Genomic DNA, 12,638 nt, shown 5'->3' on the forward strand with positions numbered 1-12,638 from the left:
TATCTGTTTACAATAGCGCTTACATTTTCTATAATTGTAATTGAACTTAACCTTAAGAAACAGGAGGATGGAGTATGAATATCCATGAGTATCAAGGAAAAGCAATCTTTCGCTCAATGGGCGTAGCAGTACCTGAGGGGCGTGTTGCATTCTCAGCTGAAGAGGCTGTTGAAAAAGCGAAAGAATTAGACACAGATGTTTATGTAGTAAAAGCACAAATCCATGCAGGGGGCCGTGGTAAAGCTGGCGGTGTTAAAATTGCTAAGTCTTTATCTGAGGTTGAAACGTATGCGAATGAGTTATTAGGCAAAGTTCTAGTAACACATCAAACAGGTCCTGAAGGTAAAGAAGTAAAACGTCTTTACATTGAAGAAGGCGCGGACATCAAAAAAGAATACTATGTAGGCTTTGTTATTGACCGTGCAACGGATCGTGTCACATTAATGGCATCTGAAGAAGGGGGAACTGAGATCGAGGAAGTTGCTGCGAAGTCACCTGAAAAGATTTTCAAAGAAACAATCGATCCAGTGGTAGGTCTTGCACCATACCAAGCACGTCGTATTGCATTCAACATCAATATTCCTAAAGAATCAGTCAACAAAGCAGTTAAGTTTTTAATTTCACTTTACAACGTGTTTATTGAAAAAGACTGCTCAATCGTTGAGATTAACCCACTTGTTTTAACAGGTGATGGAGACGTATTAGCTTTAGACTCTAAGATCAACTTTGATGACAATGCATTATTCCGTCACAAAGATATTCAAGAATTACGCGACTTAGAAGAAGAAGATCCAAAAGAAATCGAAGCATCAAAATATGACCTTTCTTACATCGCTTTAGATGGTAACATCGGTTGTATGGTTAACGGTGCAGGTCTTGCAATGGCTACAATGGACACAATTAACCACTTCAATGGTACGCCAGCAAACTTCTTAGACGTAGGGGGCGGCGCTACAAAAGAAAAAGTTACAGAAGCATTCAAAATCATCTTAGGTGATGATAACGTTAAAGGTATTTTTGTAAATATCTTTGGTGGAATTATGCGTTGTGACGTTATTGCTGAAGGTATTGTAGCAGCGGTTAAAGAAGTAGACCTTACATTACCGTTAGTTGTACGTTTAGAAGGTACTAATGTTGCACAAGGTAAACAAATCTTGGAAGAATCAGGTTTAGCAATCGAGCCAGCAAGCACAATGGCTGAAGGTGCACAAAAAATTGTTAAACTTGTAAACGAAGCGTAAGGAAAGGATGGGACAACTAAAATGAGTGTATTTGTAGATAAGAATACGAAAGTTATCGTACAAGGTATTACAGGGTCAACTGCCCTTTTCCATACTAAACAAATGTTAGAATATGGTACACAAATCGTAGCAGGTGTTACACCAGGTAAAGGTGGCCAAGTGGTTGAAGGCGTACCAGTATTCAATACAGTAGAAGAAGCAAAAAATGAAACAGGTGCAACTGTATCAGTTATTTATGTACCTGCACCATTCGCAGCAGATGCGATTTTAGAATGTGCAGATGCTGAGTTAGACTTAGCTATTTGTATTACAGAACATATTCCAGTTGTGGATATGGTTAAAGTAAAACGCTACTTAGAAGGTAAGAAGACACGTCTTATCGGACCTAACTGCCCAGGTGTTATCACTTCAGATGAAACTAAGATTGGTATCATGCCTGGATATATTCACAAAAAAGGCCATGTAGGTGTTGTATCTCGTTCAGGTACATTAACTTATGAAGCAGTACATCAATTAACTGAAGAAGGCATCGGTCAATCAACAGCTGTTGGTATCGGTGGGGACCCAGTTAATGGTACAAACTTCATCGATGTATTAGAAGCATTCAACAATGACGAAGATACAAAAGCAGTTGTTATGATTGGTGAAATCGGTGGTACTGCTGAAGAAGAAGCAGCAGAATGGATTAAAGCTAACATGACAAAACCAGTTGTTGGCTTCATTGGTGGTCAAACAGCTCCTCCAGGAAAACGTATGGGTCATGCCGGTGCGATTATCTCTGGTGGTAAAGGGACAGCAGCTGAAAAAATTAAAACTTTAAATAGCTGTGGTATTAAAACAGCAGATACACCATCTGAAATTGGTGCAACTTTAATTGAAGCTGCTAAAGAAGCAGGTATTTATGAATCACTTTTAACAGTGAATAAATAAGTAATGATTTTATAAAAAGCATTTGTTACGTTTTTATAATGTATCAAATGTTTAAGGTGGGGCCTACATTCTTTAATGAAGAATGAGGTCCTGCCATTTTTGCATTCTCATTTTTAAAATCGGAGGTGTCTGATGACAGAACCGTTATCAAATAAACAGCTACTTTTACTCCTCATTTATAGTGGTTTTACAACCCGCCAAATTTATAGATTATTCCCAGATTTTGAAAAACTTGTAGGTAAGAAACATATATTAATAGAAAGGCTTGAGGCATGTCGAGACAGACATATCCAAGCTAAAGTAAATACGCTTAAAACTATAGATATCCATGTGATTGAACAACAATTGATTACTCAAAATATTCATGCTGTCAGTATTGATGACTCCCAATATCCTCATTTATTAAAGTACATTTATGATCCACCACCTATTCTTTTCTGCAGAGGTAAATGCCAACTTTTAAAACATTCCAATACACTTGCAATTGTAGGATCACGAGTACATACACAATATACGAACAAAGTATTAAGTGATTTTATGCCACATTTTGCAAAAGCGAAATTGACAATTGTTTCCGGTCTAGCAAAAGGTGCGGATGCACTTGCTCATGAAATTGCGATTAAAAATGGCTGTGCAACAATCGGTGTATTAGGCTTTGGACATTTACATCATTATCCAAGAGATACTAGATACTTACGTGATGAGATGGAGAAATATCATATAACAATCAGTGAATATCCGCCATTCGTTCCACCGGCAAAATTTCGTTTTCCAGAACGAAATAGAATCATTAGTGGTCTTTCAAAAGGTGTTTTCATTACAGAGGCGAAAGAACGAAGTGGTGCACTAATTACAGTGGATCAAGCACTTCAACAAAATCGCAATGTGTATGTTTTACCGGGGGATATATATAATCCTTATACAAAAGGCAATTTGCTTAGAATTCAAGAAGGTGCTGAAATTATATTATCAGAAAAAGATATTATGAAAGATTATTGTCAATAATTCCGGAAAACCCTAGTGAAATAATAGTAAAACATTGACAAATATAAATTTGAGCGTTTATCATTTACATTTGTAATCAGAAATTGCAAGGGGGGATCTCCATTGGCAGAGAATCTTGTCATTGTTGAATCGCCTGCAAAAGCTAAAACAATAGAAAAATATTTAGGAAAAAAATATAAAGTGATTGCCTCAATGGGACATGTGCGAGACTTACCGCGCAGTCAAATGGGCGTAGATGTAGAAGATAACTACGAACCTAAATATATTACAATTCGTGGGAAAGGTCCTGTCGTTAAAGAGTTAAAGAGACATGCAAAGAAAGCAAAAAAAGTCTTTCTTGCAAGTGACCCGGACCGTGAAGGTGAAGCAATTGCATGGCATTTAGCAAATATATTAGACCTAGAAGATCAAACAGATAATAGAGTCGTATTCAACGAAATTACAAAAGATGCAGTGAAGGCAAGTTTCAAAAACCCACGTGGTATTGAAATGGAGCTCGTGGATGCACAACAAGCGCGACGTATTTTAGATAGATTAGTTGGTTATAACATTTCTCCTGTACTTTGGAAGAAAGTAAAAAAAGGGTTATCAGCAGGGCGTGTACAATCCGTCGCTTTAAGACTTGTGATTGATCGAGAAAATGAAATCAGAAACTTCAAACCAGAAGAGTATTGGACAATTGAAGGCGCATTTCGTTATCAAAAGTCTAAATTTACTGCAAAGTTTCTTCATTATAAAGGGAAACCTTTCAAATTAACGAATAAAGATGATGTCAAATTAATTACGGATGCTTTAGATGGTGACCGTTTTGAAGTGACGAAGGTAACTAAAAAAGAACGTACGCGTAAACCGGCGAATCCATTTACAACATCAACGTTACAACAAGAAGCGGCACGTAAATTAAACTTTAAAGCCCGAAAAACAATGATGATTGCGCAACAATTATATGAAGGTATCGACTTAAAACGTGGTGGCACAGTTGGTTTGATTACTTATATGAGAACTGATTCAGCACGTATCTCTAAAGATGCGCAAGCTGAAGCAAAATCATACATTGAGAAGCAGTATGGTAAAGAATATATTTCTAAAACTGTTAACAAGGGTAAACAGGGTGATCAAGATGCCCATGAAGCCATTCGTCCGACAAGTACGTTGCGTACACCTGACGAAGTGAAAAACTACTTAACACGTGATCAATTTAGATTATATAAATTAATTTGGGAACGTTTTGTAGCGAGTCAAATGGCAGCTGCTATTCTAGATACAGTTGCTGTCGACATAGAGCAAGGAGATATCAAGTTCCGTGCAAATGGCCAAACAATTAAATTTAAAGGTTTCATGACGCTCTATGTTGAAGCGGATGATGATGCGAAGAAAGAAAAAGAAAATCGTCTCCCTAAATTAGAAGAAGGCAATGAAGTGATTGCGACTAATATTGAACCAGCGCAACACTTTACGCAACCACCACCACGCTATACTGAAGCGAGACTGGTTAAAACATTAGAAGAATTGAAAATTGGTAGACCTTCAACATACGCACCAACCATTGATACCATCCAGAAACGTAACTATGTAAAAAGTGAAAGTAAACGTTTTGTACCTACTGAATTAGGGGAAATCGTACATGAACAGGTGAAAGAATATTTCCCTGAGATTATTGATGTAGACTTCACTGTAAATATGGAAACATTACTAGATAGAATTGCAGATGGTGAAATTGCTTGGCGTAAAGTAGTTGGCGATTTTTATAACAGCTTCAAGCAAGATGTCGCGCGTGCTGAGTCTGAAATGGAGAAAATCGAAATTAAAGATGAACCAGCTGGCGAAGATTGTGAAGTATGTGGACATCCAATGGTCATTAAAATGGGCCGCTATGGTAAGTTTATGGCATGTTCAAACTTCCCTGATTGTCGCAATACAAAAGCAATCGTCAAACCGATTGGTGTGAAGTGTCCAACATGTAAAGAAGGAGACGTCGTTGAACGTAAATCTAAGAAGAACCGGATATTCTATGGCTGTTCAAATTATCCAGAATGTGACTTTGTTTCATGGGATAAACCAATCGGACGTGATTGTCCAAAATGTAATCATTATTTAGCAGAACATAAAAAAGGTCGCACAACGCAAGTCGTTTGTTCGAACTGTGATTATAAAGAAGAAGCAGTAAAATAATATAATAAAGGAGCATTTCAATGACAGCAGTCAATATTATTGGTGCAGGTCTTGCAGGATCAGAAGCAGCCTATCAACTTGCACAACGTGGGGTTAAAGTGAATTTATATGAGATGCGTCCTGTTAAACAAACACCAGCACACCATACGGACAAGTTTGCTGAGCTTGTATGTTCTAACTCGTTAAGAGGGAACGCCTTAACGAATGCGGTAGGTGTTTTAAAAGAGGAAATGCGACGCTTAGATTCGCTTATCATTGCGGCAGCAGATAAAGCACGTGTACCAGCGGGTGGTGCACTTGCTGTTGACCGTCATGATTTTGCAGGATACATTACAGGTACACTTAAAAATCATCCAAATGTAACAGTTAAAAATGAAGAAATTACAAAGATTCCTGAGGGACCAACGATTATTGCAACAGGCCCATTAACAACTGAAGGCTTAGCGGAAGAAATCGTTGCGATAACTGGTGCAGATCAATTGTATTTCTATGATGCAGCAGCACCGATCATTGAAAAAGACTCTATCGATATGGATAAAGTGTACTTAAAATCTCGCTATGACAAAGGTGAAGCAGCATATCTTAACTGTCCGATGACAAAAGAAGAATTTGAACGATTCTATGAAGCAACATTAGCGGCAGAAGTGGCACCGATGAAAGACTTTGAAAAAGAGAAGTATTTCGAAGGATGTATGCCATTTGAAGTGATGGCAAGTCGTGGTTCTAAAACATTATTATTTGGTCCAATGAAGCCAGTTGGATTGGAAGATCCAAAAACAGGAAAACGTCCATATGCGGTTGTTCAATTAAGACAAGATGATGCAGCGGGTACCCTTTATAATATTGTTGGTTTCCAAACACGTTTAAAATGGGGCGAACAAAAAGAAGTGTTACGTTTAATTCCTGGGCTTGAAAATGTAGACATCGTTCGTTATGGTGTAATGCATCGTAATACATTCATCAATTCACCAGGTGTTTTATCTGAAACGTATGAGTTCAAAGCACGTCCAAACTTATTCTTTGCTGGTCAAATGACAGGTGTAGAAGGATATGTAGAAAGTGCAGCAAGTGGTATGATTGCAGGAATTAATCTCGCACATCGTATGCTCGGTAAAGGGGATGTTATTTTCCCAAGAGAAACGATGCTAGGAAGTATGGCATATTATATCTCTCATGCAGAAAATAATAAAAACTTCCAACCGATGAATGCGAACTTTGGACTCGTTCCAGCATCACCTGAACGCATCAAGGATAAGAAAGAGCGTTATGAAGCATTAGCTGATCGTGCATTAACTTACCTTGACAGTTTTAAAAAGACGTTAAATTAATTTCATATCAAAGATTGTAGAATGGAGAGCGGTATGAAGTGATTCACTAGATTGCTTATTATGAATCACGTGTCAGCACTATAAATCTTCAACAACAATTTCATCAACACTAAAGAGTGACTGGTATACAAAAAGGTTTTTAAAGCCTATTTGCATATCAAGTCACTCTTATAAGTTTGTAGCCAAAACCTTATAAAATCAGTAAGAATTTAGTTTCTCAGTCAAAAGTAGTAAAATTTAGATAAATGTGAATATTTCACACTTATTCAATGCAGTTCCCCTTGTCATTGTGCTACAATGCTTATGATGGAGGGGTTTTTACATTGGAAGAAATCCAACAACAATTTATTAATATGCTCAAATATGAGCGCCTATTCTCAGAACATACATTGAAAGCATATCATGATGACATCGTTCAATTTAATCGCTTTTTGGTACAGGAGCAATTAACATTGCAATCTTTTAGCTATCAAGATGCGAGGGGATTTTTACAATTGTTATATGACATGGGACTGCAGCGTACAACCGTCTCACGAAAAATTTCAACGTTGCGCAGTTTCTATGCCTATTGGATGACGATAGACGAGCATATCACGAATCCATTTGTACAATTGGTACATCCGAAAAAGGAACGCTACTTACCATCATTTTTTTATGCTGAAGAAATGGAAGCACTGTTTGAAACAGTGATGCAAGATCAAAAAAAGGGTTTGAGAGACCGTGTTGTTCTCGAACTACTCTATGCAACAGGAATTCGAGTATCTGAACTTGTTGGATTGAAAAAATCTGATGTTGATTTATCGATGTCTGTACTCAAAGTCATGGGTAAGGGGCAGAAAGAACGTATCGTTCCATTTGGAGAGTTTTGTCGACAAAGCCTCTTGGAATATTTTTCTTCGTTCGGACCTATCCAGCATACAACACATGAATTCCTCATTGTAAATATGCAAGGGAAGCCGATTACGGAAAGAGGCGTCCGTTATTTACTCAATGACATTGTAAAGCGAACAACGGGTGTCACATCGATTCATCCGCATAAGTTGAGACATACATTTGCGACGCATTTATTAGATGCAGGCGCAGATCTCAGAACAGTTCAGAGCTTGTTAGGGCATGTAAATTTATCGACAACGGGGCGATATACACATGTGACGAATCAACAACTACGACATGTTTACTTACAAGCGCACCCACGTGCGACTAAAGGAGAGTAATGATTTATGAGTTCATCAATTCATGCAACAACGATTTATGCAGTGAGACATAATGGACAAGCTGCAATGGCTGGTGACGGTCAAGTGACATTAGGGCAACAAGTGATTATGAAAAACACCGCCAAAAAAGTAAGAAGATTATACAATGGCAAAGTTATTGCTGGATTCGCTGGTAGTGTTGCTGACGCTTTTACGCTCTTTGAAAAGTTTGAAACCAAACTACAGCAGTACAGCGGTAAATTAGAAAGAGCCGTAGTAGAACTTGCTAAAGAATGGCGAGGAGATAAGCAGCTTCGTCAACTTGAAGCAATGCTTATCGTCATGGATGCTTCCAATTTATTAGTTGTGAGCGGTACGGGTGAAGTGATTGCACCTGATGATGATTTAATTGCAATTGGTTCAGGTGGTAACTTTGCACTAAGTGCAGGTCGTGCTTTAAAACGACATGCATCTCATCTTTCAGCACGTGAGATGGCATATGAAAGTTTAAAAGTTGCATCTGAGATATGTGTATTTACAAATGACCATATCATCGTTGAAGAATTATAATGGAGGTTTATATTTGATGAATACAAATGGTATTAAGTTAACGCCAAAAGATATTGTCTCAGAGTTGGATATGTATATAGTAGGACAAGATGAAGCGAAGAAAAAAGTTGCGATTGCATTACGAAATCGATATCGTCGCAGTTTGTTAGATGAAGAAACGAAACAAGAGATTGCACCAAAAAATATTTTAATGATGGGACCTACAGGTGTCGGTAAAACTGAAATTGCAAGACGTATGGCCAAAATTGTTGGAGCACCGTTTGTAAAAGTAGAAGCGACAAAGTTCACTGAGGTTGGATATGTAGGTCGTGATGTTGAAAGCATGGTCCGTGACCTTGTTGATGTTGCAGTGCGATTAGTTAAAGATCAAAAAAAGGCAGCTGTTCAAGATGAAGCTTCAGCTAAAGCAAATGACAAACTTGTTAAATTGCTTGTGCCGAGTCTGAAGAAGAAAGCAGCACAAAATATGAACAACCCATTAGAATCGCTGTTTGGTGGAGCATTACCTAATTTTGGTCAGCAACAAGAAGAAGAGGAAGAGCCACCAACAGAAGAAATTAAAACTAAGCGTTCTGAAATCAGACGTCAACTTTTAGCGGGTCAATTGGAAGAAGAAAAAGTACGCATCAAAGTCGAACAAGACCCAGGTGCACTTGGTATGTTAGGAACGCAACAGAATGAGCAAATGCAAGAAATGATGAATCAACTGATGCCTAAGAAAAAAGTTGAGAAAGAAGTACCTGTTAAAACAGCACGTAAAATATTGACTGATGAATTTGCAGATCAAATGATTGATCATGAGACAGCAAATCAAGAAGCATTAGATTTGGCACAACAGATGGGGATTATCTTTATTGACGAGATTGATAAGGTAGCCACATCTAACAGTCAAGGAATGGGCCAAGATGTGTCACGCCAAGGTGTTCAACGTGACATTCTACCTATTCTTGAAGGTAGCGTGGTTAAAACAAAATATGGTACGGTAAGTACGGAACACATGTTATTTATCGGTGCAGGTGCGTTCCATGTATCTAAACCAAGTGACTTGATTCCGGAATTGCAAGGGCGTTTCCCAATTCGTGTAGAACTTGAAAGTTTAACAGTGGATGACTTTGTAAGAATCTTAACAGAACCAAAATTATCATTGATTAAACAATATGAATTATTGCTTCAGACGGAAGAAGTGACTGTGAACTTTACAGAAGAAGCAATTCAACGCCTTGCTGAAATGGCATATCATGTCAACCAGGAAACGGACAACATTGGTGCACGACGATTGCATACAATTTTAGAAAAAATGTTAGAAGATTTATCATTTGAAGCGGCGAATATGCCACATGCACATGTTGATATTACGCCACAGTATGTAGACGACAAGTTAAAAACAATTTCAACAAATAAAGATTTAAGTGAATTTATTTTATAAAAGGAGTAGAAATATGAGCTTATTATCAAAGACGAGAGAATTAAGTAGCTTATTACAAAAACATAAAGGGATTTCGGTAAACTTTAAAGATGTTGCACAAACAATTAGTAAAGTAACAGTGACAAACGTATTTATCGTTTCAAGAAGAGGTAAAATCTTAGGATCTTGCCTAAATGAATTATTAAAAAATGACCGTATTATTAAAATGTTAGATGACAAACATATTCCAGATGCATATACGGAAAAGTTAATGCATGTTTATGAAACAACATCTAACATTGATATTGAAGACCCATTATCAGTCTTCCCACTTGAAAGCAGAAGCTTATTTGAAGACTCAGAGACAACAATCTTCCCAATTATTGGTGGTGGGGAACGCTTAGGTACATTAGTGCTTGGCCGTTTATCAGAACCATTTGAAGAAAACGACCTTGTATTAGGAGAATATGCTGCAACAGTTATTGGTATGGAAATTCTACGTGAAAAACATTCTGAAATTGAAGCGGAAGCACGCGACAAAGCAGCCATCTCAATGGCAATCAACTCTTTATCATATTCTGAAAAAGAAGCAATTGATCACATTTTTGAAGAGCTTGGTGGTACAGAAGGATTACTTATTGCATCAAAAGTAGCTGACCGTGTGGGTATTACACGTTCAGTGATCGTAAATGCTTTACGTAAATTAGAAAGTGCAGGTGTTATTGAATCACGTTCACTTGGTATGAAAGGGACATTTATTAAAGTTAAAAAACAAGCCTTTCTTGAAGAATTAGAGCGTGTAGAATAATCAGTTTTTACTGTTGCATATAGAGAACCAATATGGTATATTTATATGCGGCTATGAAAAGCCAAAACACACACGTCTAACGAGCATATAAATGGGTGCGGTTGTTCAAATCGTTTTTATATGAGTTAACGTGGAGGAAGATAACCAATAGGAGGAATTTTATTATGGCAGTTATTTCAATGAAACAATTGTTAGAAGCTGGTGTTCACTTCGGTCACCAAACACGCCGTTGGAACCCAAAAATGAAAAAGTACATCTTCACTGAGCGTAACGGTATCTACATTATCGACTTACAAAAAACAGTGAAAAAAGTTGAAGAAGCTTACAACTTCGTGAAACAAGTATCTGAAGAAGGCGGTAAAGTCTTATTCGTAGGTACTAAAAAACAAGCACAAGAATCAGTGAAAGCTGAAGCAGAACGTGCTGGTCAATTCTACGTTAACCAAAGATGGTTAGGTGGAATCTTAACAAACTTCAAAACAATTTCTAAACGTGTACACCGCATTTCAGAAATTGAAAAAATGGAAGAAGACGGTACATTCGACGTACTTCCTAAAAAAGAAGTTGTTGAACTTAAAAAAGAATACGACCGTTTAATCAAATTCTTAGGCGGTATTCGTGATATGAAATCAATGCCTCAAGCATTATTCGTAGTTGACCCTCGTAAAGAGCGTAACGCGATTGCTGAAGCACGTAAATTAAACATTCCAATCGTTGGTATTGTTGATACAAACTGTGACCCAGATGAAATCGACTACGTTATCCCAGCGAACGATGACGCGATTCGTGCGGTTAAATTATTAACTGGTAAAATGGCTGACGCTGTCTTAGAAGGTCAACAAGGCGTATCTAACGACGAAGTAGCAGCTGAGCAAAACATCGACTTAAATGAAGATGAAAAAGCAGAAACAACTGAAGCAGAATCAACTGAAGCATCTGTTGAATCTAAGTAAGTAGAATCTTTAAATGGGTGATAAGATATTGATGCTTATCTCCCTTTTTTTAAAATAAACTATAAATTAATATTGGAGGAATACTGAATGGCAATTTCAGCTAAACTTGTAAAAGAATTACGTGAAAGAACTGGCGCTGGTATGATGGATTGTAAAAAAGCGCTTGAAGCAACTGAAGGTGATATCGATAAAGCGATTGACTACCTTCGTGAAAAAGGTATCGCAAAAGCTGCTAAGAAAGCAGACCGTATTGCAGCTGAAGGTATTACACATGTAGAAGTTAAAGGTAACGACGCTGTAGTTGTAGAAATCAACTCTGAAACTGACTTCGTTGCACGTAACGAAGGTTTCCAAGAGCTTGTAAAAGAAATCGCTAACCAAATCCTTGACACTAAAGTTGATACTGTAGAAGCATTAAATGAAACAACATTACCAAACGGTAAAAAAGTTTCTGAACACATGACAGAAGCAATTTCAACAATCGGTGAAAAATTAAGCTTACGTCGTTTCGAAGTAAGAACTAAAACTGATAATGATGCATTCGGTGCATACTTACACATGGGTGGACGCATTGGTGTACTTTCAGTTGTTGAAGGTTCAACTGACGAAGAAGCTGCAAAAGACGTTGCTATGCACATCGCTGCAATCAACCCTAAATATGTTTCATCTGATCAAGTAAGCGAAGAAGAAATCGCTCACGAAAGAGAAGTATTAAAACAACAAGCATTAAACGAAGGTAAACCAGAAAACATCGTTGAAAAAATGGTTGAAGGTCGTTTACGTAAATATTTACAAGAAATCTGTGCAGTTAACCAAGACTTCGTTAAAGATCCTGACCAAACTGTTGAACAATTCCTTAAATCAAAAGGTGGTAAATTAGTTGACTTCGTACGTTACGAAGTTGGTGAAGGTTTAGAAAAACGCGAAGAAAACTTTGCGGACGAAGTAAAAGGACAAATGAAATAATCAACACGGTTTTGTATAAGAAAGAAGACACCTGTTGTGTCCTCCTTTGCATGACTTCAATGCATTG

General features: G+C 37.5%; 11 protein-coding genes. All 11 read left to right on the plus strand.

Translation table 11 applies throughout. The features are described from left to right. Positions 1-74 precede the first annotated feature (74 nt). Positions 75-1,241 carry an ADP-forming succinate--CoA ligase subunit beta gene (gene sucC / locus MUA88_RS04565; RefSeq protein WP_262604932.1) on the plus strand — a complete coding sequence of 389 codons (1,167 nt, stop codon included), beginning with the start codon at positions 75-77 and terminating at the stop codon, positions 1,239-1,241. A 21-nt stretch (positions 1,242-1,262) separates the two neighbouring features. Then, entirely contained in the window at positions 1,263-2,171 is a 909-nt protein-coding gene (gene sucD / locus MUA88_RS04570; protein ID WP_262604933.1) for a succinate--CoA ligase subunit alpha, read from the plus strand. A 132-nt stretch (positions 2,172-2,303) separates the two neighbouring features. After that, positions 2,304-3,176 (plus strand): DNA-processing protein DprA, encoded by an 873-nt coding sequence (gene dprA, locus MUA88_RS04575; protein ID WP_262604934.1) that lies wholly within the window; start codon positions 2,304-2,306, stop codon positions 3,174-3,176. A 102-nt stretch (positions 3,177-3,278) separates the two neighbouring features. Continuing rightward, positions 3,279-5,348, plus strand: a complete 2,070-nt coding sequence (gene topA, locus MUA88_RS04580) for a type I DNA topoisomerase (protein ID WP_262604935.1) — start codon at positions 3,279-3,281, stop codon at positions 5,346-5,348. 20 nt (positions 5,349-5,368) lie between these two features. After that, positions 5,369-6,676, plus strand: coding sequence for an FADH(2)-oxidizing methylenetetrahydrofolate--tRNA-(uracil(54)-C(5))-methyltransferase TrmFO (gene trmFO / locus MUA88_RS04585; protein ID WP_262605874.1), 1,308 nt, complete (start codon positions 5,369-5,371; stop codon positions 6,674-6,676). A gap of 323 nt (positions 6,677-6,999) precedes the next feature. Then, on the plus strand, positions 7,000-7,890 hold the full coding sequence (gene xerC, locus MUA88_RS04590) for a tyrosine recombinase XerC (RefSeq protein WP_262605875.1): 891 nt from the start codon (positions 7,000-7,002) through the stop codon (positions 7,888-7,890). A gap of 6 nt (positions 7,891-7,896) precedes the next feature. Then, entirely contained in the window at positions 7,897-8,439 is a 543-nt protein-coding gene (gene hslV / locus MUA88_RS04595; RefSeq protein WP_262605876.1) for an ATP-dependent protease subunit HslV, read from the plus strand. Positions 8,440-8,455: 16 nt separating this feature from the next. Beyond that, the gene (gene hslU, locus MUA88_RS04600) at positions 8,456-9,865 is read left to right on the plus strand and encodes an ATP-dependent protease ATPase subunit HslU (protein ID WP_262604939.1); all 1,410 of its coding nucleotides are present in this window, start codon (positions 8,456-8,458) and stop codon (positions 9,863-9,865) included. A 13-nt stretch (positions 9,866-9,878) separates the two neighbouring features. Beyond that, on the plus strand, positions 9,879-10,652 hold the full coding sequence (codY, locus tag MUA88_RS04605) for a GTP-sensing pleiotropic transcriptional regulator CodY (protein WP_262604940.1): 774 nt from the start codon (positions 9,879-9,881) through the stop codon (positions 10,650-10,652). Positions 10,653-10,816: 164 nt separating this feature from the next. Then, positions 10,817-11,605, plus strand: a complete 789-nt coding sequence (rpsB, locus tag MUA88_RS04610; protein ID WP_095116378.1) for a 30S ribosomal protein S2 — start codon at positions 10,817-10,819, stop codon at positions 11,603-11,605. An 87-nt stretch (positions 11,606-11,692) separates the two neighbouring features. Beyond that, entirely contained in the window at positions 11,693-12,571 is an 879-nt protein-coding gene (gene tsf / locus MUA88_RS04615; RefSeq protein WP_262604941.1) for a translation elongation factor Ts, read from the plus strand. The last annotated feature ends 67 nt before the right edge of the window (positions 12,572-12,638 follow it).

Origin of the sequence: Staphylococcus sp. IVB6240, assembly GCF_025558425.1 — a bacterium.
Taxonomy (GTDB): Bacteria; Bacillota; Bacilli; order Staphylococcales; family Staphylococcaceae; genus Staphylococcus.

Bases quoted from the DNA above. Each gene is read 5' to 3' on its own strand.
- rpsB (WP_095116378.1), top strand. From the start codon at position 10,817: ATGGCAGTTATTTCAATGAAACAATTGTTAGAAGCTGGTGTTCACTTC.
- hslU (WP_262604939.1), top strand. From the start codon at position 8,456: ATGAATACAAATGGTATTAAGTTAACGCCAAAAGATATTGTCTCAGAG.
- tsf (WP_262604941.1), top strand. From the start codon at position 11,693: ATGGCAATTTCAGCTAAACTTGTAAAAGAATTACGTGAAAGAACTGGC.
- codY (WP_262604940.1), top strand. From the start codon at position 9,879: ATGAGCTTATTATCAAAGACGAGAGAATTAAGTAGCTTATTACAAAAA.
- sucD (WP_262604933.1), top strand. From the start codon at position 1,263: ATGAGTGTATTTGTAGATAAGAATACGAAAGTTATCGTACAAGGTATT.
- trmFO (WP_262605874.1), top strand. From the start codon at position 5,369: ATGACAGCAGTCAATATTATTGGTGCAGGTCTTGCAGGATCAGAAGCA.
- hslV (WP_262605876.1), top strand. From the start codon at position 7,897: ATGAGTTCATCAATTCATGCAACAACGATTTATGCAGTGAGACATAAT.
- sucC (WP_262604932.1), top strand. From the start codon at position 75: ATGAATATCCATGAGTATCAAGGAAAAGCAATCTTTCGCTCAATGGGC.
- dprA (WP_262604934.1), top strand. From the start codon at position 2,304: ATGACAGAACCGTTATCAAATAAACAGCTACTTTTACTCCTCATTTAT.